We start from the raw sequence: 24,642 nt of genomic DNA on the forward strand, positions 1-24,642 counted from the left end.
CTTTTATAGGGAAGCCAATATAAAGCGATATATAAAGGTGGCACTATTGCGATCACCACCATTGATAAATGCTAACACTTGAGATGATTTTTCAGGCTTTATATTTCAACCCCTAAATCTCTACACCTATATTCCTTCGACTATAAATATCTGCGCCATCGAACACGCGCATCTATACACTATCAATGCACTCATACCATTAATGCACTCATGCCATTAATGCACTAATTTTTAAAAATCACTCACTTCCTCAGCACTTTTACCACAAAAAAGTCCGGTGAATGGAATGAGTTCAACCCATATTTAATCGCGAGCGTCCGAATTACGTACCATTGACTGGCGAATTAAATAACACTTTGATCGGCGGCGTGATTAGCATTAAGCCAATGTGGACAAAAATAGCGCGACCAATGCTTTTTTCACTAAAAAGCGTTGACACTAGATCGAACCTCCCTATAATACGGCTCCACACAGCGAGGTCGATTAGCTCAGCTGGGAGAGCACCTCCCTTACAAGGAGGGGGTCACTGGTTCGAGCCCAGTATCGACCACCATATTTTCTACAAAGAAATTATGGCATACAAAATGTTGTATCCCAGGTCGCTTAGCTCAGCTGGGAGAGCACCTCCCTTACAAGGAGGGGGTCACTGGTTCGAGCCCAGTAGCGACCACCATATAACTTAATGTATTAATGTGTAAAAGTCATTCCCAGGTCGCTTAGCTCAGCTGGGAGAGCACCTCCCTTACAAGGAGGGGGTCACTGGTTCGAGCCCAGTAGCGACCACCATTATTTAGTGAAGAATGACTTAAAAAATGTGTAATTTAAGAATGCCCAGGTCGCTTAGCTCAGCTGGGAGAGCACCTCCCTTACAAGGAGGGGGTCACTGGTTCGAGCCCAGTAGCGACCACCATATTCTGCAACACACATGTTATATCCCAGGTCGCTTAGCTCAGCTGGGAGAGCACCTCCCTTACAAGGAGGGGGTCACTGGTTCGAGCCCAGTAGCGACCACCATATTCTGCAACACACGTTATATCCCAGGTCGCTTAGCTCAGCTGGGAGAGCACCTCCCTTACAAGGAGGGGGTCACTGGTTCGAGCCCAGTAGCGACCACCATATTTCTCCCCCAATAAACTTTACCCACGCGCTTACTAAACTATGCTTGATCTCAATCAGCGAGTGATAAATTATGCTGTTCGGCATTTTATATTTCGTTAAATACTAAGACTATCGACACTCAGCCTGATTTCATTCTGCTTTAGCATTTTTGGAGATCAACATTATGGCCAGTGTCAGTCAATCCGCTTCTCTTGCCAATATCGCCACTTATTTAAAGCATACCCACGCCTGCGATGAGCAAACGGCTCTAAAAGAAGCGCGGGAAGTCATGCATAATCTCGTCAGCATGCGCCAAAAAGGCTTTATTACCGGTTGGTACTTTGATGAACAAGGCCATTTAGCCTTGTTACCTAGCGATGCTATCCTTAAACGTATTCTTTTAGAGGATGACTAACAGCATCAAATGAATTGTGTCTTAATTGACTACGATAGCTATCGACTTAACCTCCCTAGACTTCACATCTCACCTACACTTCTTCTCCTAAAGCAGCTCACCACAATATTTGTATTTGTCGTTATATCGCATACTTTTACGGTTTTTTTTGATCTCAAAATAACTAAGTTTGTTTAATTTATCTGCAACGACAAGAGCCGTCAATTTGGGGCCGATCTTCACTATGGGTGGGTTTCCACCCAAACACAAAATCACTGTGAGCGAGATCTCACCCACCAAACTAAAAGTGTGACAAACATCAAATGAACTACACTTTAGTAACCAAACACTTACAGAAGCCAGTGTAAGTTGGCGTGGTATTTGCCTTTAGTAAGACAGACCTCAGGGAAATCAAGGCTGTATTCCTACTCAAACTTGGTAACAAACTAACCAAGACTGAGGACAAATCCTAACAACAGAAAAAGGAACTCAAGATGATATTGAATCAACAAACTGGATTGACCCGTCCACTCAAAACCTTAGTCAAAATGCTCGCTGTTGCCTCCGTATTTGCGACCAGTTTTAACGTATTTGCAGAACCGATTGAAATTAAGTTTTCACACGTAGTGGCAGAAAACACACCTAAAGGCCAAATGGCACTTAAATTTAAAGAACTCGTTGAACAACGTTTACCAGGTGAATACAAAGTCAGTGTATTTCCTAGCTCACAGTTATTTGGGGATAACAACGAACTAGCGGCACTGCTGTTAAACGACGTACAATTTGTCGCGCCTTCACTCTCAAAGTTTGAGCGTTACACTAAACGTCTACAAATATTCGATTTACCTTTCCTATTCAATGATATGGATGCCGTGAACCGTTTCCAACAAGGTGAAGCTGGTCAAACATTACTGAACTCCATGAGCCGTAAAGGGATTGTCGGTCTGGGTTATTTACACAATGGTATGAAACAGTTCTCATCTAACACACCACTTAAAAATCCTGCTGATGCAAAAGGCTTAAAATTCCGCGTTATGGCATCTGATGTTCTAGCAGCCCAGTTTGATGCTGTTGGTGCAATCCCTGTGAAAAAACCTTTCTCTGAAGTCTTTACCCTGCTGCAAACCCGCGCTATCGATGGTCAAGAAAACACTTGGTCAAATACTTATTCACAAAAGTTCTATGAAGTGCAAAGCCAAATCACTGAGAGTAATCACGGTGTTCTCGACTATATGGTCGTGACCTCTGACACTTTCTGGAAAGGTCTACCAGCTGACAAACGTAAGATCATCAAAGAAGCTTTAGACGAATCTATCGCATTAGGTAACAAGATTGCTGCTGAAAAAGACAATGAAGACAAAAAGTTAATCCTTGATTCTAAACGTTCACAGTTAGTGACCCTGTCTCCTGCTGAACGTCAAAAATGGGTTGAGGTAATGAAACCTGTTTGGGCTAAGTTTGAAGATCAAATCGGTAAAGATGTGATTGATGCTGCTGTTGCTGCAAATAAATAATAATGATGATAGCCGCTTAAGCTCAACCGAGCTTAGGCGGCCATTTCAGCGAGGGGATTATGGCTGTGATATCGCGAATATTTGGTTATATTGAAGAAGGTGTGCTCAATTTATTGATCACTCTGATGACGCTGTTAGTGTTTTCAGAAGTCGTCGCCCGCTTCTTCTTCAACACGGGTTTTCTTTGGATCCAAGAACTTACATTAACCTTTTGCGGTTGGTTTGTGTTATTTGGTATGTCCTATGGGGTTAAAGTCGGTGCCCATATTGGTGTCGATGCGTTTGTTAAAAATTTAGCGCCAAAGGCTAAAAAGATAGTATCTCTTATTACTGCCTTTGTTTGTATCGTCTACTGCGGACTCTTTTTAAAAGGCAGTTGGGATTACTTAAGCCAGATGTATCAAATCGGTTTGCCTATGGAAGACATTCATTTCCCACAATTTATATTAAAAAGCCTTGATCCAGATTTTGCTTGGAACACTTTAAAAATCGATATTGAAGACGGCGCAATACCGATTTGGTTATCTCAAAGTATTTTAATCATTGGCTTTTTTATGTTGACTTGGCGTTTCGTCGAACTCTTTATCGCCATTCTGCGTGACCAAGTCTCAGGCTTCCAATTTGCCGATGAAGCGAAAGAAAGTATGCATTTAATCGATGAGAGCGCTAAAAACGCTAAAGTAGATCCAGTCTCTGACCAAAAGGAGGCTAAATAATGGCTATTGCAACCCTATTTACCGCCCTATTCGTATGTATGTTTCTCGGTATGCCTATCGCTATCGCATTAGGTTTTTCCAGCATGCTGACGATTTTATTGTTCTCGAATGACTCCTTAGCTTCAGTTGCACTCAAGCTGTATGAGTCTTCATCAGAGCATTACACTTTACTCGCTATCCCCTTCTTTATTCTGTCATCCGCCTTCCTATCAACGGGTGGTGTTGCTAGACGGATTATCGATTTTGCCATGGACAGTATTGGACATGTCCGTGGTGGATTAGCAATGGCATCCGTTATGGCGTGTATGCTGTTTGCTGCAGTTTCTGGATCATCTCCTGCAACTGTTGCTGCAATTGGTTCTATCGTCATAGTCGGCATGGTAAAAGCAGGTTATCCCGAAAAATTTGCTGCAGGCGTGATCACGACCTCTGGCACTCTCGGGATTTTGATCCCACCTTCAATCGTCATGTTAGTGTATGCCGCAGCAACTGAAGTGTCGGCTGCAAAAATGTTTATGGCAGGCTTAATCCCAGGTTTAATGATGGGATTTATATTGATGATCGTCATTTATATCGTTGCCCGCTTTAAAAACTTGCCCTCACGTCCTTTCCCTGGCGTTAAACAACTGGGGATTTCAAGTGCCAAGGCAATGGGTGGATTAGCACTCATCTTTATCGTATTAGGCTCTATCTATGGTGGCGTCGCTAGCCCAACCGAAGCATCAGCTGTGGCTTGTGTATATGCTTACCTTATTGCGGTATTTGGCTACCGTGATATCGGGCCATTAAAAGACGTAGCATGGCGTAATCAAGGTGAAAACTTAGCCAAAGCAACTGCGCGTAACTTAGGCCATATGTTCTTAGGACTGATTAAAACGCCTATCGACAAAGATATACGTCATGTTGTGCGCGATGGTGCCAAGGTCAGTATCATGCTGCTGTTTATCATAGCTAACGCTATGCTATTTGCGCATGTATTAACCACAGAACGTATCCCTCACATTATTGCTGAGTATATTGTTAGCATGGGTTTACCCGCCTGGGGATTCCTGATCATCGTTAACTTACTGTTGCTTGCTGCCGGTAACTTTATGGAGCCATCGGCGATTGTACTCATTATGGCGCCAATTCTGTTCCCTATTGCAACGCAATTAGGCATAGATCCTATCCACTTAGGTATCATAATGGTCGTGAACATGGAGATCGGTATGCTAACGCCGCCGGTGGGACTCAATCTCTTTGTCACCGCGGGGATCACGGGGCGCAGTATTGGTTGGGTGATTCAGTCGGTTCTGCCTTGGTTACTCGTGATGCTAGCCTTCTTAGTCCTGATTACTTACGTACCACAGATTTCACTCTTCTTACCTGAATGGTTGGATTCGATGCGTGGATATTAGTCTGCAATTCAAGGTTGTGAGATTACCCCTTGATTACAGATAGATTTTAAGCGAGCCTAGTCAGGCTCGCTTTGTTTTATTATGCGCAGTATCAGTTATTGATCCCGTTGCTTTATCAGGATAACCACCATGTTGCCCATGACGCCTAAGGCCAAGAAACGCCTCTTTCTGACCGTTGTGTTACTTGCAGGCCTATTTGCAACCCTCAAACTGACCTACTGGGTGCATTTGCATCAAGGTAAAATCGAGATCCAAAAGCAATCGGAGAAACAACTAAAGGAATTAGTCAGTTTTCTCGATGGTGCACTATCGCGCTACGAAAGTATTCCCCACGTGCTCTCGACTAACCCAATGCTCGCCAATGTCCTGAACGACCAGCAGAATCTAGATAAAGTTCAAGAGCTTAATTTATATCTCGAAGAAATTCAGCATGTCACCGAAGCATCCGATATCTATCTGATTGATGCCTTAGGTATCGCCATTGCCGCCAGTAACTGGCAACAAAGTTTTTCCTTTATTGGCAAGGACTACTCCTTTAGACCCTATTACACAGATGCTATCTCGGGCAATCTAGGCCGTTATTATGCAGTGGGTACCAGCTCAGATAAGCGCGGATTTTATTTCTCTTACCCTATTTATCAACAAGGTGGTAAAGGCATACTTGGGGCCATCATAGTCAAAGTTAACATTGCCGACATAGAGCAACAAAGTACCAGTATCGCAATTGCGGGTCAGTATCAGTTCCTTATCAGTGATCCTGAAGATATCGTCTTTATTTCCAGTATCGATGAATGGCGGTTAAAATCACTAACCCCGCTTACCCAAGCCAAGCAATATGCCCTTAATGCCTCTAAACGCTATGCAGAACGTCCCATAGGAGAGTTGTTGATGAAGCCACTCTATGAAAGTGGTAGTCAAGCTATGCTCTACCAACTACAAACGGGTACAGACCATGAACAATACATGGACATCCACCAATCAATGGCTAAGGCAGGCTGGCGAGTACACATCTTAGCGCCAATCAAACCTTTACTGACCTCTTTGCCCGCGCTGATGTTACTGTCAGCTAGTATTTATCTTTTGCTTGCACTCAGCATCCTATTTAACGCCGAGCGCCGTCGCAATCTACACCGAATGCAACTAGCGCAAAGCCTTTTAGAACAGCGAGTTGAAGAACGTACTCAGGACTTACAGCAGGCCAACAATCAACTCAAAGATACTCAAGATGAGCTGATCCAAGCAGCAAAACTGACAGTGATAGGCAGTTTATCCGCCAGTATTAACCATGAACTCAATCAACCACTCGCGGCACTTCGCAGCTATGCCCAAAATACCCAAACTTTTCTCGCCCGTGATATGCAAGATAAGGCACTGGATAATATCAAGATTATTATTGAACTTACCGACAGATTAGCCGATATTGTTGGGCAATTTAAAAGCTTTACCCGCAAGAGCCAAGGCGCTGATAGCGCAACCGATATTGGCCGCTGTATCAAGCAAGCCCTGACCATAGTTCAACCTGCAATTGATAAACAGGGTGTTGAACTCGATGTGCAATTACCCAACGGCAACTATCAGGTTTGGGGCGATAAGGTTAGATTACAACAAGTGTTTGTCAACATTATGAGCAACGCTATTGTCGCTATGCAACAATCGGTTAAACGCCAATTGGTTATCCGCGTGACCAGTGAAGATAAGTTTTGCATCAGTATCCAAGATTCAGGCCCGGGTGTACGTGAAAGCCAAATGGAGAAAATCTTCGAACCCTACTTTACCACCAACGAACGGCACGGACTGGGGCTAGGCTTATCGATTTCACAACGTATTATCGAATCCATGCAAGGCCAAATTAACGTTGCCAATGCCGAAGAGGGTGGCGCTATTTTCCAGATTATTTTACCTATTTACTTGCTCGAGGAACGTTAGTTTTATGAGTGTGCCCAATTCAATTCAAGATTATTCTGTTCTCATCATCGACGATGAGCCGCACATAGGCACAGTTCTCGTTCAACTATTTGAACTGGAGGGCATTAAGGCGCTCGCCACCACAGAACCCAAAGGTATCGCTAAGTTGCTGCATAAAGATTGGGCGGGAATGGTGATATCGGATGTCAACATGCCACAATTAGACGGCATCAGCTTAATGCAACAAATCCGTCTGCAAGATCCCGATCTCCCCGTCGTCCTACTCACTGGTTTTGGTGATATTGCCATGGCAGTCAATGCCTTAAAACAAGGCGCCTACGACTTTCTCGAAAAACCCTTTAATAACGAACATATACTCGATGTGGTTAAACGCGCCTTAGAAAAACGCAGTCTGACCTTAGAGAACCGCAAGCTTAAAAAGGATCTCGAAAGCCAAAGCGTACCGGGCCCTCGTATTTTGGGTAACAGTGTCGGCATCAACCGTATGCGCCACATCATAACGCAAGTGATAGATACGCCTGCGGATGTGTTAATTGAAGGCGAAACCGGTACAGGTAAAGAACTTGTTGCCCGCTATTTACACGACCACAGTAGCCGCAGCCAAGCCAACTTTGTCGCCATAAACTGTGGTGCAATTCCCGAAAACCTGATTGAAAGTGAACTCTTTGGCGCCGAAGCGGGGGCCTTTACTGGCGTCGATAAGATGCGCATTGGCAAATTTGAATATGCCAATGGTGGCACGTTATTTTTAGATGAAATTGAAAGTACGCCACTGTCGCTGCAAGTAAAACTGCTGCGGGTACTTGAAGACCGTAAGGTTGAACGTTTAGGTTCTAACAAGAGCATCAACTTAGATATTCGCGTGATTGCGGCTACAAAAGTCGATTTAAAAGGTCTGTGTGACACCGGGGAATTTCGCCAAGACTTGTTGTATCGCTTAAATCTGGTGACTGTGCCCATCCCTCCCCTGAGAGATCGCCGTGAAGATATTCCGTTACTCTTTTTACACTTTGCCCGCGTCGCATCGGCACGCTATCACAAAGCGCTTATCGCCTTAAATGCGGAGCAAAACGCAATACTTACTTCCCACGACTGGCCAGGCAATGTGCGTGAGTTACGTAATCTCGCCGAACGCTTTGTGCTGCTGGGCGGAGAAGCCGCCTTTGCTGGCACATTAGGCAATACTCCAAGCCTGCACTCGAGTATGTCCTTGCTACAAAGGGTAGAGTTTTTTGAACGGGTACTGATTGAAGAAGCACTTAGCCACAACAAGGGCAGTATTAAGCAGACAATGGAGCAGCTAGAACTGCCCCGAAAAACCCTCTACGACAAAATGCGTAAATACGATTTAGACCGCAAACAGTACATTAATTCCGATGACTAAAAGGCATATTTAAGCTTTAGACCAACGCCCGTTTGACATGAGTTTGATGGTAATGCAAACGGGTGATAGCTAAGGCGATCAAGGCTAATAAGGTTAACGATCCCATCACCACACCGCGCCACTGTGCCTCGTGCCAAAACATCATCAAATAAGGGCCGCCAATCGCAGCACCTAAGTAATAACAGCATAAATAGAGTGATGTTGCCTTAGCTCGATCACGACTGGCCCGCATTGCAACAAAGGAATTACAGCAACTGTGGGTAAGGAAGAACCCACAGGCGGTCATTAAAAAACCTAAGCTGATGGTTAAGGTCGTATCAAACAGGGTCAGTAAACTGCCGAGCAACATCACGCACCAAGACCACTGATACAACTTATGTTGACCAAATTTGGCGAGCCATTTCGCAGTGAAATACGACGCAATAGTCCCGCTGGAATAACACAGAAAAATCAAGGTGGCTTGGAAACGACTCCATTCATAGGGTGGAGCCATCAAATGCAGTTGAATAAAGCTAAATTGATTCACCATCATCATAAAGGTCAAGCCGCCAATTGCGTAGACCAAACGCATTTGCGCATCGGTGAGATGATGACTAAAGCCATGAAGATCTTGCGCTAAACGGGCGCGTTTTGATAAGGAAGGCTCAGTGTTACTGGGTGACATCGACTGCGCATCGGCAAGTGAAGGCAGCAAATAGTTCACTAAAGCCACCCCCGCTAACGTCACTAGAAACAGCAACCACATAGATTCTTGCCAAGATAAAAACTGCGACATTAAACCACCGAGCAGACGTCCAACAATCCCGCCAATACTGTTCGCCATAATATAAATGCCTGCGGCTTTCAGCATAGTGCTTGGTGATAATTGCTCCTTAAAGTACGCCATGGCAATCGCAGGTACGGCAGCGAGTAATGCACCTTGTAGCAATCGTACTAGCACTAACCCATTAAAATCCGGTGCCCAAATTAATAGTAAGTTAGACAATGCCAATAACCACAAGCTGACAATGATTGGAGTGTGTCGACCGATACGATCTGACAGTACCGCATACAAGAGCAATGAAAAGGCTAAGGAAAAACTGGTCACCGACAGGATCAAGGTTGCTTTAGAGCCTGATACCGCAAAATGTTCCGCAATCAGCGGCAACATGCCTTGCATTAAATACAAGTTGATATAGACCACCACTGAAGCGACGCAGAGCGCCCACATCAATCGGGTGTCACGCTGTTTATTGTCAATCATAGTATCTAATACGGCTTGCACGGGAGCCTCGACCAAGTAGCACTCATAGGATAGACAAAGATTATCACTGGGCATAACATAACAATAATAGATAATATCTATCGTAATCATTGATTTTTGTTATAGAAATAGTGCGCCAAAAGTACACATCTTGCCACTGATAAAATAGTACGAGCCCGATTAATGGATATTCGCCAACTCAAACATTTAGATGCCCTTGCCAATACCGGCAGCTTTACCGCCGCAGCCAAGAAACTGAATATGGCTCAGCCCGCGTTAAGTCAAAGTATTAAACGCTTAGAGGTCGCACTCGGCGTCACCTTAGTCAATCGTACGAGCAACAAGAATGATAAACTGCTCACACTCACGGCCGAAGGTATAGTCCTGCATCAACACGCCACTTTGATCCTAAAACAAGTTAAGCAGGCCGAAGCGCAAATCCGCGCCATGGCCAATCTCACCTCGGGAGAGGTCCGCATTGCCGTGCCGGGCATGCTGGGTTCTTTCTATCTCCCCTCGCGCTTAATGGCTTTTCGGCATAAATACCCCGAATTGAAACTATCACTGTTTGAAGGCGGGACACGGGATGCACTGCGCATGTTGCAACAGGAAGAAGTGGATATTGCGATCATTACCGCCCAAGACCTACAGCCCGAATTTGATAGTCAGTTGTTGATCCGTGAGCAAATGGTGATCGCTATGGGTGCCGAACACCCTTTAGCGGAACATAGCGCTGTGAGTCTACATGACTTTTTCGACCATGAATTAGTGATGTTCAAAACAGGTTATTTCCACCGAGAGTGGATACTCTCTCAAGCCAAAGAATTAGGCAAAAAGCCCAATATTGCCTTCGAGACCAATTTGATTAATCTGATTAAACAGATTGTTTCCCAAGGATTTGGGATCACCAGTGTACTTGAGATGGCGATAAGCTCAAAAGATGACATTTTAGCCAAACCCTTCGATCCACCGGTATTTTTAAACCTCCATATTGCATGGAAAAAGCAGCGCCCCGTCAGCCAAGCAGACCGCGCATTTGTCGATTTTTTAATGTCAAATCGCTAACCCAAACCAGCAAATACAAAAAGGGCTGATATCAATATCAGCCCTTCTCTCTTACCATTAAACCTTCCGATTTTCTCTGAGGGTTTAGCCTTGTTTACGACGACCAAAAGCAAAAGGTAGCAACAACAAGCTTAACCAACCTAAGGCACCACCATCATCTTTCTTGGCTGGTGTTTCAGTCACAGATACAGACACAACACTTGAATCTTTATTGCCGTGGTTATCAGATACTGTCAGTTGGAATGAAACAGTCTGAGCAGAGCCACTCACGTTTGGTGCAACGAGATTAAGCTTGGCCGCATTAGCGTCAAAGTTAAAGCTGGCGCCCCCTAACTGAGTCCATTTGTAGGTCAAAGGATCATTGTTGGCATCCGACGACTTGCTCGCATCGATGAACAAAGGTTTACCTTCTTGGACAGTGGCAGGAGCTTCAATCACAGCGACTGGCGCCACTTCTGGAACATCAAATTGATACTCCTGCTTCAAGATTTCAGCCGAGTCGTTATTCACTTTGTTGGTCAATGCCACTATGTTGCCTTGACTCGCCTTACGTGGCACTAAGTCAAATGTGACATCTAATGCCGCAGCAGCAGAAGCCATTTCGATAGTCCAAGTGATCTTATTGCCCACTTGCGCACCTTGATGGCTGATATTAGCCACTTCGTGACCTTCTGGTAATAACGCCTCTAGGGTGTAAACACGGGTTTCTTGCGTTTTGTTCGCTTCGATACGTGTCTTCATCACTTTAGCGGTGCCAGGTGTTAATTCACCAGAAACAGTACTGCCTAGAGGGGGTAATACGTCATCACTGACGCGCTCAAATACGACCGGAATTTTAACAGGTGCGACTTTGTCATCAGTGGTGGTCAGCGTCAGCATAGCGATGCCAGCATCTCCCACTAGCATCGCTTGTTTCCATGCTAAGTTGACATTGAAATCTTTATGATCACCCGTAAGATTTGCAGTTAAGTTATCACCCGCTTCATCGTATAAGGTTACTTGTTTTAAACTAAAGGCATCATCCGCATCGGCTGCAGATGCCTGATAGTTTTGTACAACGACAATATACTCGCCCTTCACTGGATTCTTAATAGATACACTTTCCTTTGAACCCTCGAAAGCAGAAGATGCAGCAATTGAAAGCTTGCTACCATCTTTCTTATCGAGTATCACAAACATGTCTAAGTCAGGAGAGGTTGTATTACCGATTGATGCATTGAAATATAAAGCTTTGTCTTCAACGTTAAAGCTAAATACTTTTACGCCATCGGCCAAATCATCAAATGCACTACCGGTATTTGAATCCTGTTTCACACTTGATTCATAAGTAGCGCTTAACTTAAGTGCAGTCACTGTCGCCGCAACACCCGGTAGATCAATCGCTTTCAAGTGCGCCAAATTACGTTCATCTGCATCACGTGAGGCTGAAACATTAACCAAAGCAGGTAAATCGCGTTTAGCTATCTTAGCTACGATCGGCATATTAGCCGTTGGGAAAGTATCGGACGTTAATACTAAGTTACCAAAGCCCCAACTTGCACCGACGTCAGTCACATCCGCAGTCACTGTAATCGTTTGGCTTTCACCTTTTTTGAGATTAAAGCTTTCTGGCGTCACAGTTAACGCGAATTTATCCGTTGCGGAAACGCCTTTTGCAGTCCAGCTACCATCAGCCGTTGCAGTGACAGTACGTGTCCAAGTACAAGTATCGATACAACGTGAATCAGCCATGCTTGGAATGTTTAGCTTACGTGGATCGCCACCTGTCGAAGGATTAGCAATCTCGTAGTTTAAGGCACTTTCATCCATCACTAAGCCCGTTTTTGCCGCTAAATCAACACGAATACGACCAGCTCCCACGTCAAACGGATCTGCAACGGTTTTACCATCGGCTTTTTTCATGACTTGGGCTGTCGTTGCCGTCATCATTAGCGCAGAACGAATGTTGTCTGGCGTCCAATCCTTATGCAGTGATTTAAGTAACGCACCTGCCCCCGCAACGTGAGGACTCGCCATTGAAGTACCTGACATCAAAGTGAAATCAGCAGGATCTGTCCCTGTTTCATCATGGCCAAACTGTTGGTCGGAATAAGCTGCGTAGATGTCACTGCCCGGTGCAGCGACATAGGGTACAAGTACATCGTTAGTCAGGTTAGGTCCAATCAATGAACTGGCAGATAAAACATCCGCTTCTTTACTGGCAACTTTAGGGGTTGGAGACAGCGTGATTTCAAGAGCAGGATTTGCCGCCATAGCAGCAATCAATTCTAAGCCATCAATATCACCAATAAATACCGCTGGAATATTCAATTTATCCAGCCCCGACATAGTCAGACGCGCATTATTTTCACCATCTCTATTGAAAACAATCACACCCTTAGCGCCAGCGGCCATTGCTGCGGCCACTTTGATATCGAATGAGCAAACACCGCGTCTTAAAACGGCGATCTTGTCTTTAAAGGCATCTGCTGGGAACGGTTTACAGGCTTCAAAATTGGTCGCATCGATTGCGCCAGCATAAAGGGGAACACCTTTGAGCACTTCAGTTTGAACCGGACCAGAACCAGCAGTGTAATGATAGTTTTTACCATTAAATTCCACGGCGCGTACTATGTCACGGTTATGAGTCGAGTTAGCGACCGAAGTATACCAAGGTGCATTTTTAGGCGTAGAGTAAGGTGTTTGATTAATCGCAGGGCTCGTGCTTGTCGCGGCACGTGTGTTACCCGCAGCCACTGCAGCAAAAATCCCCGCATTACGCGCGGCTAAAAAGCCTTGTTCCGTCGCACTATTCCACGGGTTTCCACCGCCACTGATAGAAAAGTTAAGCACATCGACGCCATCTTTAATCGCATCATCTAAGGCTTTTAAAATCGGTGCGGTCGGGCAGCCAGAATAAGTGTCGCCCGCATTACCCGGATTACAAATTTGATAAGCTATAATGTTTGCATGTGGTGCAACACCTGAGATTTGTTTAAATTCAAGGCCTGTCGCAATGCCATCGCTTTCTAACTTACCTGTTTCACCTTGCACATAAGGCACATTCACTAGGATGTTACCTGCTGCGGTACTCGCAACGTGAGTACCATGCCCACCGTAATCCTCACCATTTTTAGCTGGAGGGGTGTCACCAAACACTTTTGCATCGTCGTAGTTATTTGTTATCTCAGAGTAACTGCGAACTCCAATCAACTTGTCATTACACATGCTCGCGAAATCAGTTTTACAATCACCAATATAGATACCTTGACCTAATGGGTTTGTGTGGTCATAGCCATCTTGGCCAACATCGGCGAATGAAGCATGATCTGAGTTAATACCTGAGTCGATAATACCGACGATCACGCCTTCCCCCATGGCTTTCGTGCCCGTCGCGCTGCCATCCCATACATTAGGAGAACCGATAAGCGCTTGACTGACATCGGTTTCCATTTGCTCCATACGCTCGCGCTCAACAAACGCAACCTCAGGTAACTCAGCCATTTTCTTCGCTTGAGCTTGAGTCATGCGAACCGCCATACCGTTTAACGCATACTGATATGTCGTTAATGGTTGCAGATTAGTGCCAATAGCCGCACTCGCGTTAGCTAAAAATCGGTTCTGTTTTACTTTCAAATAACTAACATAACTTTTGACTTCAGCTTTAGAAGCATCAAGTTTACCGTTCACAGCAACTTTTGAAGTACCGTTTACCTGCACTCTTTGTGAACTAGTCGCTTTCAATCCTGGAATAGTTCCTTGGTAATTAGCAACCGAACTATCGCGTAAACGAACGATATAAGTATATTCACCCTCACCTAAATCTGCTTCTGGTACAAACTTAACCTCAGCTCCGGCAGCGTTACCGCGTAATGAAGTGACTTGTAATTCACTTGGAATATCTAACTGCAAGGTTTCACCCGTAGGTGATAATACGGTTTGTGCATTTGCCGCCGACGATAACAGTGCCATAGACACTGCTAATGCTATTTTAGTTTTCATTGTGACTTCCCTAATTCTTATAAGTTGTATGATTTATAAAACTCAGGTTTGGGTGGCATGAAAACGCTGCGGCAACCAAAAACATCACCCGTAACTGACATTTTTTATGAATAACCATTCAATTTACTGTGATGATGATCACTGAGTTTTATCGCGATAATTTGTAACACGTGATGATACAAATTAAAACAGTAAGTTAACAGAACGTAATTCAGTAAATGATGAACAAGCTCATACCTTGTTAAAATAAATCCATAGAACCTTTATCAGACTATTTTATGTCCCAACGATAAGTCGTAGTATAAAAATCGATAAAAACAAATAATAAACATTAAATCATATATTTAAACTTAACCTTTAAGTGTCAGCTCAAAAATACTCTTAGGTTAAACAGAATGAATACCCGTAAATAAATATTCTTTTTTATAAATATCATTAGTTACAAAATAAACGCAAAAGATCTTTTACGAAACAACAAACAACAAAAATCACATCATTAATTTAACAAAATATATACATATTGTATTTGTATGATATTTTACAAAATGATACCCCTTATAAAAATTAACTAACTTATGCATTAATATTCTTAATCCTGTATAGAGCAAGTTAATACTTAATCTCACATTTACAGCATAGCAAGCGGATTATTGACCACAAAAAAGCCCTTTCAATATAGAATTGAAAGGGCTAAATCTTCATCAATATAAAAACAATATTATTGCAGTTGTGGCCAGTGGTTAATTAGCCATCACCGCCTTCATTAACACTTCTGTCGTGAACTTATCATTATTGATAACTGGGAACCTGTCATAGGTTTGGAAGATCACTTGGTCTTGAAACTTAATCATCGCCACTACGCCATATTGGATACTTTTATCGATCGATTTAGCGGGCAATGTAAATTTAAATGGCACAGGTGCTCTGGCGATATTGAAGGTTTTTTGTGCGACGATGACACCTGGAGTATTCAAATCAATAATGGCAATAATGATTTGGCAGCCTTGAGGTAATGGGATCTTCTCTAGATAGCCAGCTGCGCCATTGATGATAATCGGTTGATCAGGTGTTACAGTCACGCAGCCATTGAGCAAGACAGCCATGAGAGAGAACAATATAAACGATTTTATTTTCAGATACATACTAACGTCCTTTTACCATGCGTATCAGGCCTTCTTGGGTAGAAGAAGCCACTAACTCGCCTTGTTGATTGAAAAACTGCCCTCTGACGTAACCTCTGCCACCGCTAGCATTAGGGCTATCGATACTGTAAAGCAACCACTCTCCCATATTAATCGGACGGTGGAACCACATCGCATGGTCGATCGTCGCCATTCGTACCCCAGGACTTAAGAAGGATACACCGTGGGGCTGAGCTGCCGTGACTAAAAAGTTAAAGTCTGAGGCATAGGCGAGTAAATATTCATGGATATGGGCATCATTTGGCATAGGACCATTAGCCCTCATCCAAACATAACGGTACGGCTCGGTTTCTTTAGGCGCAAAAGGGTGCAGTGGATTGACCAATCGCATCTCAATTGGCGCATCGGCCATAAACTTTTCAAGTATGCTCGGCGGTACTTTATCCCGCATCGTCAGCGCCAATTCCTGCTGATTCAACAAACCTTCAGGTCCGGGCACTTGCGGCATAGCGGCTTGATGACTAAAGCCTTCCTCAGGTTCTTGGAAGGAGCAGGTCATATGAAAAATAGGGCGACCTTTTTGAATAGCACTAACCCGACGAGCGCTAAAACTACCGCCATCACGCATATTTTCTACTTCATAAACAATCGGCAACTTCTCGTCACCTGCACGTAAAAAGTAGGAGTGTAATGAATGGATCTTACGCTCAGCAGCTACAGTCTGTTTTGCTGCGCTCAGTGCTTGGCCCATCACTTGACCACCAAACACATGCCCAAAACCCAGATCTTGGCTTTGACCACGAAAGAGGCCAATTTCAATTTGCTCAAGGGAAAGTAATGATAAAAGATCGTCTAATACCTGACTCATGGGATCCTACTGCGTAATTAGCAATTAATCTTAAAGGGTAACTCAGTTAGCCTTAAGCTGACCAGTCTTCTATCGATTATTCACAATCAAATCATCACTCCAACGGTGAGGAATTAAACGAGGCACGCAGGAGTGTCTATGTTATTTATTGTGGTTAGCATTTACGGCTTTATTGAGCCACTTACTGCATTTAAATCGCTGTAGATGCAGGCTTAGTTCAAATACAAGCATGATGAATCAATCGATTTTAATGTGATGTTCTAGCGCACTTAACTTAGACCAAGACAAAACCTTATCCTCTCCACAGGAGTGCAAAGTCACGGGGAAGGATTGGTGTAACTGTGGCCACTGCTGCGCGAGGTTATCTGGCGTAAAAAGACCTTCATTAAAATACATAGGCTGAAACTCGACAAACATGCCGTGGCTAACACTGCCCGCTCCGGCGAGTAGATGTTGACCATTTGGCGCCTGTTCACTCACCAAGAAAGCCGTAGTCGCCGTTAATGATTCAAAGGAAAATAGCGGCTGAATCGCACTCGCTAAATGTTTGGCCGTCATCGCAGTTACAGCCTGAGGGCATAAACTATTGACTCGAATATTATGAATTTCACCTTCTAATGATAAGCTATTCACCATGCCAACCAGCGCCATCTTGCTCGCACTAAAACCAACTTGATGCAAGTCACCGAACAAGGCCGAGGCTCCCGTTGTCATCATTATCCGGCCAAAATGCTGTTGTTGCATATAAGGCCAAACAGCTTGAGTGAGATAAAAGCTGCCATTGAGATCGACATCCAATTGCCGTTGCCACTGCTCAAGTTTAATGTGCTCAAAGGGACAAGCACCATAAACGCCCGCGTTATTAATCAAGATATCAATGCGATGCCAGCGTAGGATCACCTCTTCAATCATGCTATTCACTTCATTTCGCTGACTCACATCAAGCACAAAATAAATGCAATCTCCACCAAGTTTAATAATGCTGCAATAGGTCTGCATTAATTCTAAATTGGCTTGGCTCGTCTGAGCGCCGTCGGTGGAAATTGACTCATAAGACGATAACGGCTGGTCGACAAGTATCACTTTTGCCCCCCGTTCAGCCAACATGATGGCATACGCTCGACCTAACCCAGCCGCAGCCCCAGTGACTAATGCCACCTTATTGTCAAAACGCATCCAAATATGTCCTTATCGGCATTGTTGTAGCGGCAAAAAATAACGAGCATAGGGTAACAACCGCCTATGCTATCTACTAAACAGAGTATTTAGCGTTACGCCTATGTCATGGACAGCACAAAGCCTCCATCAACATTAACTATGGAAACACAGACTTTTTTGATTTTCTTTGAACTTAACGACAAATCTCATCCTGCATCAGTGAACATATGTGCGCCAATTCAAACTCTGTTAAATGCGTTTATTAGATAGTGCTCACTTTCGTGTTAAATCTTGTTATGCTATGCGCTAATTGAGCCCTTGCTCGGTACCATTTCCATTTACCAATAACGACTGGACGCCATGAATCCTTGGATTTTAGCAATAAGACCCCGTACGCTACCCGCGGCCATAGGTCCCCTACTGATAGGCAACATTCTCGCCCTGCATCTTGAGAGTTACAGCTGGTTAATCGCTGCCACTTCAATGTTGTGTGCTGTCTTATTACAAATCGCCGTCAACCTCGCTAACGACTATTTTGATTTTAAAAACGGCATAGATACAGACGAGCGCTTAGGGCCCGTTCGCGTGACTCAAAGTGGTTTAATTTCACCAACAAGCGTTCGCAATGCCATGATATTTTGTCTCTTAATGGCGCTTGCCGTGGGATCATATCTGATTTGGCACGGAGGCTGGCCTATCGCCATTCTCGCCGCAGCCGCTATTTTAGGTGCTCTTGGCTACAGTGGTGGCCCCTATCCCCTCGCCTCCCATGGGCTCGGTGAAGTCGCGGCATTTGTCTTTTTTGGCTTAGTTGCAGTGGTGGGCAGTTATTATTTGCAGGCGGGCGATACGACTATTAATGCTTGGTTATTAGGTTGTGCGATTGGCTTATTCAACGCTGCGATTATGTTGGTGAATAACACTCGCGATATCCGTACCGACACCCAAGCGGGCAAGCATACTCTAGCGGTACGTATTGGCGAAGCTCAGGCAAAAGTGCTTTATCAAGCTTTAATCTATTTGCCCTTTGGCTTAGTCATCGCTGGCTTTTTATTCGGTATTTTACCCGGCTTACCAGTACTACTTGCGGGATTATCTCTGCTTATTGCCCGCAAACTCAGTAGCGATTTTTATGCGGTTTCTGGTGAAGCCTTAAATCCGTTACTCGGCCGTACAGCTAAGTTAACCATGATTTTCAGTACCTTGTTTAGCGTGGGTTTAGTTTTTACCGCATGAGAGTAAAACCATTAAGCTAGGACAAACGATCCTGAATAAAAAAGGTTCATATCTTCGATAGATACGAACCTTTTTTATTGGCCGCTGCACGACTTCAATTTGGCTTATTATCGACGAGGGCAATCCTCCCCCCATTTATTGCCAGATATAACCAGAGATCAGCGTGTTTAACAAAATACCATTAAAGTTGCGTTCGGCATGGGATGAACCATTATGGCCTGCACCAAAACACACATGTAGCGGTAATAAATGTTCTTCCCGCGGATGACTAAAACGCGCTTCAGGGGCTGATTGCCAATGAGTTAACGCTGTTTTTACCTCGGCAGAACTAACACTTGCCGTTAAAGTTTGCGTCAACCAATAATCAAATTCTGCACTGCGGCTTTGCACTGTGAGATCGCTTGAGAAAAATGCCCGCATATTGTGAAACGACATGCCAGACCCCACGATCAACACCCCTTGGTCCCGCAGCGGCGCTAAAGCCTCCCCAATCGCTATATGGGTTTTAGGATCGAGGCTGTGGACTAACGACATCTGCATCACGGGAATATTCGCCTCAGGATACATCAACTTAAGTGGTACAAAGGTACCGTGATCAAATGCGCGTTCACTATCTAAGCGGGCGGCGATGCCCTTATCCGCTAGCATATTCGCAATCTGTGCGGCTAATTCTGGCTCACCGGGTGCAGGATATGTCAGCTGATAAGCCTCAGGTGGAAATCCATAGTAATCATACAAAATACTTGGCTTTGGGCTACTCGACAAAGTCACCACAGATTCTTCCCAATGGGCAGTGATCAACACAATCGCCTTCGGAGTTGGCATTGGCGCTGTTACTGAAGTTAAAAATGCACGCAACTCCCTGTGATTAACATCATTGAGCAAAGGCATAGGGCCACCACCATGGGGCACAAATAGCACTGGCATACGACTCGCGTTAACTTGCATCATAATCCTCTCGTGTTGATTAACTTATATCTGTACTACTGGCTTTAAACTCAGCATTTCTCGCTTAACTCACTGTTCTACATAACACTTCAATGCACGCTTAAAATGCGGAGCGATTCAGCACCAACTGCCGCTGAAATTGCACTAAACGCTCAATAATTTCATCCAGTTTGATAACCAGAAAGAGTCCTGCCGATAAGCTCAATGCCGGCAGTGCATTAATCGGCGCTTCATAGTTAAAGTGGAAATAAATCGCCCCCAGCATAATCGCCAGTAAACCGCTCGCCGATAGCACTCGGTAGTCACGTAGACACAATCCAAGGGCGCCAATCACTTCCATCAAACCAATAAAATAGCCAAATCCGGTGGGAAGATTCATTAATGTGAACGGAACATGGAACATAGACATGCCAAATAACTTGGCAAATCCCGAGATGAAAAACACTATGATCATCGCCAATGTGACGGTTGCAGCGGCGCGATTGAGTGTATTGGCACAAAGGAATAACTTCTGTGTATCAACCTCTAAGCCATTGATACTTGAACCCTTGGTATCACATAAGTTTGAAAATCGCATCGCACACACCCCATTAAACGTGATATTGCCGTCAGTCTTGGGTATAAATTCGCAGACGACTAGTGAGAATGGAATCGATTATGAGCCGATAAAAGATAAATAAATATGGAATAAAATCTAATATCTCATAAACTAATAATTTATAACTTGCGAGCAATCCTTGTGACCTTAGACCAACTGCTGATGTTTAAAACCGTAGCTGAGGCGGGCTCACTCAAAGCTGCCAGTGACAAGTTACATAAAACCCAACCCGCCATTAGCCAAAGTATCAAACAGTTAGAATCCCAACTCGATCTTATCCTGTTTAATCGCGAAGGTTATCGACTCGCCATCACTGAGCAAGGTCGAAAACTGCTGCAACATACCCTGCGGGTACTGAATGAAGCGCAAGAAATGAAGCAAGTAGCGAAGCATTTAGCCAAAGGTAACGAAGCAAGCATCACCTTAGCTTTTGAAGCCTCCTTTAATCTCGCTCGAATTTTGCCGATTTTAGAGCTGACTCAAAATGAGTTTCCCTATACCCAAATTATTCTCAAACAAGAGTTTTTAACTGGTGCGCTCGAAGCGCTGAATCAAGATAAAGCCGAAATCATCATCTCCGCAGGCGGAATAGAACCCATACGTTCGAGCCATTTAGAATTAGCCTATTTATTTTCCGGTAGCCTTCTCGATGTTGCCGCGCCGCGCATGCTTGAGCGTCATCCGACACTGACCTACGCACGAGAGCTCGTTAATGAATACCAAATCGTGATCCAAGATACGGGCTCAGGCACTGCGAATATTGAGTTTGGGGTACAGGCGGGGCAACGACGTTGGTATGTTAATGATTTTTATACCAAGAAAATGCTTATTCAAAGTGGTATGGGCTGGGGCAAGCTGCCGCACTATATGATTGAAGATTCACTCAAACAAGGCGCATTGATTGCATTGGATCTACGCGAAAGGCAAAACAATATTCAACTCGATTACTATGTGATGCGAAAACCCCACTCACCTTTAGGCCCCGTCGCCCAAGCACTCTGGCAAAAGCTGATCGCCTTTGCTACTGATGAACTTGCATAATTAAAAAGTAAAAAGGGCCAACAGGCCCTTTTAAATCAAACAAAAACTACTGTATTTCTTGTTTGGCAATGGCACGATCTAACTTAGCTCGTTCAACTTCGGGTGACGCCTTAATCGCGTTCACTAAGCTGATGAGATCTGTGCCTTCTTCAGCGGCTAACAAGAGTAAATTACTCTTGTTCTGCCAATCCACTTTCAGGCCATGAGCTTTTGCAAAATCCGCAGCAGAAACACCAGGTTTGAGCTTAACAACCAATTTTCCTGTCATTTCTGCAAATGGCTTACCAGACTGAGTCACCACTTTTTGCCCTTTCGTCAACTGTTTTGCTTCTTTCACCACGCCAGCGTCAGTTTTGACAAAATATTGGCTGTCTAAGTTCAAGAATTGCGCTCGGCTCATAGTAACCTCTTTTACTTCTTCCTGAGGTTTATCCAAATCGATTTTGTCATGTGCCATAGCTTGTGCAGATAACATAAGAGCAACTGCAACTAATGATAGATTCAATGCTTTCATTTAATACTCCTTAAGATGCAGACTTGGCAGCGTGGCCATGGAAACGAATTGACCAACCTTTCAATTTACCATCAGCTTCGTTAGCAATAGAAATAGGAGTACGGCCTTTATCAAATTGAATAAACGAGTAGTCCCCGCTATTTACATCGATAAGCTTGATGGTCCATTCCCCCTTTGATGATTCACCATAGAAAGCATTAGACAGCATAGGCGTCGCATCGAAACCTGTTACTAAATCTTCTGGGTTGGTTTTATCCATGACACCTTGATATACCAAACCATTATAAGGCGTCATTAACACACTTTTAGTTCCTGCTGGAGATATTAGCTCAACAGCCAGATCCGGTAGGCGTAAGTGATCTGCCGTTAACTCGATTTGTACAGCTTCAATCACTAAATCATCCGCCACCACTTGAGTATCACTGACACCATTGACGTCCGCATCAGGAATCGTTTTTGCCAATTCTTGACTTGCTTGCCATTCAGTTACCACGTATTCACCTAAATCCTCAGCATAGGATTTAGCCAGTTTTACCGCTTCGCTGACGTTAACACGGCCAAAACCATAAAAATTATGGAATGAATAACCCGCAGCATTTTGTTGCCATCCCGGAATAGCAGCATATTCTGGAGCACCTTCACCCTGACCAATAGTAACGGTTTTAGCCGCAATATCAGCTTTCACTTTGGTTGAAGTTTTGGCTAGAACATGACGTATATCGCGCCAAGTCAAATCTGGATTTGCACTCATGATCACAGCGACTGCACCTGAAGTATTTGGTGCCGCGGATGAGGTACCGTTCATCGTTGAAGTGTAATCACAATTTGAGTTTAAAGGATGTAACCCACCGTGGAACGGCGTGCTTGGACGATCTTCTGCAATCGCTGAACCACTCTTACACCCCATAAAATCCGTTGTTACAATCGCAGGATCATCACCCCCATCTTCACCACCGGGGGCTGTTACAAAAATATTCGAGCCCACAGATGAATAGCTAGAGAGTTCACCATTAGCATTAATCGCGCTAACGACTAAGTTATAAATGTTAGCATTGTCAGAGGACATGTTGGAATTATGGAAAGGTAAACCATGGTTAGCCGGATTTTCCGCCGTTGCCGTGAAGTAATCTCCCGGTATCCAAAAAGTATTCCAACGGTAGTATTTATAACCATTACCTGCCGATTTAACGAAGATACTGCCTTTACCATCGAAGCTTTGAGTTGCAATATCTTGATAAACTTCGGTTTCATCTTCATTAAATTTATCGGGAAATGGCACACTGTAACCATAGCTTTGGTTAAAGACACGCGCACTGTCGCTGTAGGCACTGGCACCATGTGATTTTGTAAAGTTTTCAAATGTTTGAACATTTTTAACTTTGCCTGTTGGGTCAGAATCTAAGAAGTTGAAACCAATCAATTTTGCCTTAGGCGCCACACCGCGACCACCGATACCATTCCAACCTTCGGCTGCAATAATCCCACCTACTGCAGTACCATGAGCAGCATCAGCAGAACCGGAGAAAGGTGTAGGGTCAACAGTACCAGTAATTAAATTGTATGAGCCACCATTCACACTGTTGTTCATCAGATCTGGATGAGCAATTTCTAAGCCGCTATCCACCACTGCGACGATCACGCCTTGTCCCATAAATTGGTCTGAAATAGCACCACTCACATTCATATCTTCACCAGCGACACCACGGTTTAGCGCAAAAGCATTCTGTCCTGTATTTTTTAAATGCCACTGGTAAGCATATAATGGATCGCCATTTCTGATATGGATCGTTAAGCTGGCCTCTGCTTGATACTGACCGTCAGATACTTTAAATCTGACAACTTCAGTACCTTCACTCGCATCGGAAGAATAAGTGAATTCACCAGTATTCTTATTAACTAGAGTAAAAGTACCTAGTTTTAAATCAGTAGGATCAACTAAAGAGTAAGTCAAACCACCTTCGACATCTGTCGCATCTAATTTGCCGGTGAATAATAGAGACTGCGACACATCAATGGTCATATCGACAGTTGTTGGTGCTGTGTTGACCTTAGCAACTGGCTCAGGAGCCTTTTTGTCACTTCCACAAGCCGTCAATAAGGCGGCCGTGATGCTTAATGCAACAATGGACATACGCATGGATAGACATTCCTTCTTGTCATTACATTTTATTATTTAATATTGGATAACTAGGATTTACTCGTTATTTATCCGCATTAAATACTGTTATTTTAATTATTATTGAACACCAAAAACCAACATTAGCATTTATTGGTGATACATCTTTTAACATATGAATAATGAGAATGAAAACGACAATAAACAGAACGGTAGATTGAATATATATCTCCTAGCTATAAACCCAATAAAAATAGACATACTAAATTTAGTTTAACCTTTAAATCACAAGAAAATTAACCA

18 protein-coding genes and 6 tRNA genes are annotated in these 24,642 nt (G+C 43.9%); 15 read left to right on the forward strand and 9 right to left on the reverse strand.

Annotated elements, in window-relative coordinates; all coding sequences use genetic code 11:
* Positions 1-477 precede the first annotated feature (477 nt).
* The 12 genes from KO531_RS08160 (at position 478) to KO531_RS08215 (ending at position 8,429) form a co-directional block, all read left to right on the forward strand.
* Positions 478-553 (forward strand) — tRNA-Val (locus KO531_RS08160).
* Between the two features lie 44 nt (positions 554-597).
* Positions 598-673 (forward strand) — tRNA-Val (locus KO531_RS08165).
* 37 nt (positions 674-710) lie between these two features.
* Positions 711-786: transfer RNA gene (locus KO531_RS08170), tRNA-Val, on the forward strand.
* A 48-nt stretch (positions 787-834) separates the two neighbouring features.
* A tRNA-Val gene (locus tag KO531_RS08175) sits at positions 835-910 on the forward strand.
* A gap of 28 nt (positions 911-938) precedes the next feature.
* Positions 939-1,014: transfer RNA gene (locus KO531_RS08180), tRNA-Val, on the forward strand.
* 26 nt (positions 1,015-1,040) lie between these two features.
* Positions 1,041-1,116, forward strand: a tRNA-Val gene (locus tag KO531_RS08185).
* A 166-nt stretch (positions 1,117-1,282) separates the two neighbouring features.
* Complete coding sequence (locus KO531_RS08190) at positions 1,283-1,513, forward strand: hypothetical protein (RefSeq protein ID WP_105252063.1); 231 nt, start codon at positions 1,283-1,285, stop codon at positions 1,511-1,513.
* Between the two features lie 473 nt (positions 1,514-1,986).
* On the forward strand, positions 1,987-3,006 hold the full coding sequence (locus KO531_RS08195; RefSeq protein ID WP_173497703.1) for a TRAP transporter substrate-binding protein: 1,020 nt from the start codon (positions 1,987-1,989) through the stop codon (positions 3,004-3,006).
* A gap of 59 nt (positions 3,007-3,065) precedes the next feature.
* Entirely contained in the window at positions 3,066-3,722 is a 657-nt protein-coding gene (locus KO531_RS08200; RefSeq protein WP_173497702.1) for a TRAP transporter small permease, read from the forward strand.
* Entirely contained in the window at positions 3,722-5,119 is a 1,398-nt protein-coding gene (locus KO531_RS08205) for a TRAP transporter large permease subunit (protein ID WP_219250878.1), read from the forward strand. The genes KO531_RS08200 and KO531_RS08205 overlap by 1 nt, the downstream gene beginning before the upstream one ends.
* A 129-nt stretch (positions 5,120-5,248) precedes the next feature.
* Positions 5,249-7,045: an ATP-binding protein gene (locus KO531_RS08210; RefSeq protein ID WP_219250879.1), complete on the forward strand. Its 1,797-nt coding sequence runs from the start codon at positions 5,249-5,251 to the stop codon at positions 7,043-7,045.
* Between the two features lie 4 nt (positions 7,046-7,049).
* On the forward strand, positions 7,050-8,429 hold the full coding sequence (locus KO531_RS08215; RefSeq protein ID WP_028761092.1) for a sigma-54 dependent transcriptional regulator: 1,380 nt from the start codon (positions 7,050-7,052) through the stop codon (positions 8,427-8,429).
* A 16-nt stretch (positions 8,430-8,445) separates the two neighbouring features.
* On the opposite strand, the gene KO531_RS08220 is transcribed toward KO531_RS08215, so the two are convergent.
* On the reverse strand, positions 8,446-9,693 hold the full coding sequence (locus KO531_RS08220) for an MFS transporter (protein ID WP_219234031.1): 1,248 nt from the start codon (positions 9,691-9,693) through the stop codon (positions 8,446-8,448).
* A gap of 162 nt (positions 9,694-9,855) precedes the next feature.
* Here KO531_RS08220 and KO531_RS08225 point away from each other — a divergent pair, with 162 nt between their 5' ends.
* On the forward strand, positions 9,856-10,737 hold the full coding sequence (locus KO531_RS08225; protein WP_028761094.1) for a LysR family transcriptional regulator: 882 nt from the start codon (positions 9,856-9,858) through the stop codon (positions 10,735-10,737).
* A gap of 84 nt (positions 10,738-10,821) precedes the next feature.
* On the opposite strand, the gene KO531_RS08230 is transcribed toward KO531_RS08225, so the two are convergent.
* The 4 genes from KO531_RS08230 to KO531_RS08245 form a co-directional block, all read right to left on the reverse strand.
* The gene (locus KO531_RS08230) at positions 10,822-14,718 is read right to left on the reverse strand and encodes a S8 family serine peptidase (protein ID WP_219250880.1); all 3,897 of its coding nucleotides are present in this window, start codon (positions 14,716-14,718) and stop codon (positions 10,822-10,824) included.
* A gap of 740 nt (positions 14,719-15,458) precedes the next feature.
* The gene (locus KO531_RS08235) at positions 15,459-15,860 is read right to left on the reverse strand and encodes a YbaY family lipoprotein (protein ID WP_028761096.1); all 402 of its coding nucleotides are present in this window, start codon (positions 15,858-15,860) and stop codon (positions 15,459-15,461) included.
* Between the two features lies 1 nt (position 15,861).
* Entirely contained in the window at positions 15,862-16,728 is an 867-nt protein-coding gene (gene tesB, locus KO531_RS08240) for an acyl-CoA thioesterase II (protein WP_028761097.1), read from the reverse strand.
* Between the two features lie 237 nt (positions 16,729-16,965).
* On the reverse strand, positions 16,966-17,904 hold the full coding sequence (locus KO531_RS08245) for an SDR family NAD(P)-dependent oxidoreductase (protein ID WP_173243966.1): 939 nt from the start codon (positions 17,902-17,904) through the stop codon (positions 16,966-16,968).
* Positions 17,905-18,246: 342 nt separating this feature from the next.
* Here KO531_RS08245 and KO531_RS08250 point away from each other — a divergent pair, with 342 nt between their 5' ends.
* Positions 18,247-19,122: a 1,4-dihydroxy-2-naphthoate polyprenyltransferase gene (locus KO531_RS08250; protein WP_028761099.1), complete on the forward strand. Its 876-nt coding sequence runs from the start codon at positions 18,247-18,249 to the stop codon at positions 19,120-19,122.
* A 135-nt stretch (positions 19,123-19,257) separates the two neighbouring features.
* Here the strand turns inward: KO531_RS08250 and KO531_RS08255 are convergent, their stop codons facing one another.
* The gene (locus KO531_RS08255) at positions 19,258-20,073 is read right to left on the reverse strand and encodes a class III extradiol ring-cleavage dioxygenase (RefSeq protein WP_219250881.1); all 816 of its coding nucleotides are present in this window, start codon (positions 20,071-20,073) and stop codon (positions 19,258-19,260) included.
* A 97-nt stretch (positions 20,074-20,170) separates the two neighbouring features.
* Entirely contained in the window at positions 20,171-20,647 is a 477-nt protein-coding gene (locus KO531_RS08260) for a DoxX family protein (protein WP_219250882.1), read from the reverse strand.
* Between the two features lie 162 nt (positions 20,648-20,809).
* Between KO531_RS08260 and KO531_RS08265 the strand changes: the two genes are divergently transcribed.
* Complete coding sequence (locus tag KO531_RS08265) at positions 20,810-21,709, forward strand: LysR family transcriptional regulator (protein ID WP_168824327.1); 900 nt, start codon at positions 20,810-20,812, stop codon at positions 21,707-21,709.
* Between the two features lie 46 nt (positions 21,710-21,755).
* Here the strand turns inward: KO531_RS08265 and KO531_RS08270 are convergent, their stop codons facing one another.
* Positions 21,756-22,223: a hypothetical protein gene (locus KO531_RS08270; protein ID WP_168824329.1), complete on the reverse strand. Its 468-nt coding sequence runs from the start codon at positions 22,221-22,223 to the stop codon at positions 21,756-21,758.
* 10 nt (positions 22,224-22,233) lie between these two features.
* Positions 22,234-24,360, reverse strand: coding sequence for a S8 family serine peptidase (locus KO531_RS08275; protein WP_168824331.1), 2,127 nt, complete (start codon positions 24,358-24,360; stop codon positions 22,234-22,236).
* Positions 24,361-24,642: the final 282 nt, after the last annotated feature.

Origin of the sequence: Shewanella sp. NKUCC06_TVS, assembly GCF_019345515.1 — a bacterium.
GTDB lineage: Bacteria > Pseudomonadota > Gammaproteobacteria > Enterobacterales > Shewanellaceae > Shewanella > Shewanella oncorhynchi.

Bases quoted from the DNA above. Each gene is read 5' to 3' on its own strand.
- KO531_RS08250 (WP_028761099.1), top strand. From the start codon at position 18,247: ATGAATCCTTGGATTTTAGCAATAAGACCCCGTACGCTACCCGCGGCC.
- KO531_RS08190 (WP_105252063.1), top strand. From the start codon at position 1,283: ATGGCCAGTGTCAGTCAATCCGCTTCTCTTGCCAATATCGCCACTTAT.
- KO531_RS08205 (WP_219250878.1), top strand. From the start codon at position 3,722: ATGGCTATTGCAACCCTATTTACCGCCCTATTCGTATGTATGTTTCTC.
- KO531_RS08275 (WP_168824331.1), bottom strand. From the start codon at position 24,360: ATGCGTATGTCCATTGTTGCATTAAGCATCACGGCCGCCTTATTGACG.
- KO531_RS08215 (WP_028761092.1), top strand. From the start codon at position 7,050: ATGAGTGTGCCCAATTCAATTCAAGATTATTCTGTTCTCATCATCGAC.
- KO531_RS08270 (WP_168824329.1), bottom strand. From the start codon at position 22,223: ATGAAAGCATTGAATCTATCATTAGTTGCAGTTGCTCTTATGTTATCT.
- KO531_RS08210 (WP_219250879.1), top strand. From the start codon at position 5,249: ATGTTGCCCATGACGCCTAAGGCCAAGAAACGCCTCTTTCTGACCGTT.
- tesB (WP_028761097.1), bottom strand. From the start codon at position 16,728: ATGAGTCAGGTATTAGACGATCTTTTATCATTACTTTCCCTTGAGCAA.
- KO531_RS08235 (WP_028761096.1), bottom strand. From the start codon at position 15,860: ATGTATCTGAAAATAAAATCGTTTATATTGTTCTCTCTCATGGCTGTC.
- KO531_RS08255 (WP_219250881.1), bottom strand. From the start codon at position 20,073: ATGATGCAAGTTAACGCGAGTCGTATGCCAGTGCTATTTGTGCCCCAT.
- KO531_RS08195 (WP_173497703.1), top strand. From the start codon at position 1,987: ATGATATTGAATCAACAAACTGGATTGACCCGTCCACTCAAAACCTTA.
- KO531_RS08245 (WP_173243966.1), bottom strand. From the start codon at position 17,904: ATGCGTTTTGACAATAAGGTGGCATTAGTCACTGGGGCTGCGGCTGGG.
- KO531_RS08225 (WP_028761094.1), top strand. From the start codon at position 9,856: ATGGATATTCGCCAACTCAAACATTTAGATGCCCTTGCCAATACCGGC.
- KO531_RS08230 (WP_219250880.1), bottom strand. From the start codon at position 14,718: ATGAAAACTAAAATAGCATTAGCAGTGTCTATGGCACTGTTATCGTCG.
- KO531_RS08200 (WP_173497702.1), top strand. From the start codon at position 3,066: ATGGCTGTGATATCGCGAATATTTGGTTATATTGAAGAAGGTGTGCTC.
- KO531_RS08260 (WP_219250882.1), bottom strand. From the start codon at position 20,647: ATGCGATTTTCAAACTTATGTGATACCAAGGGTTCAAGTATCAATGGC.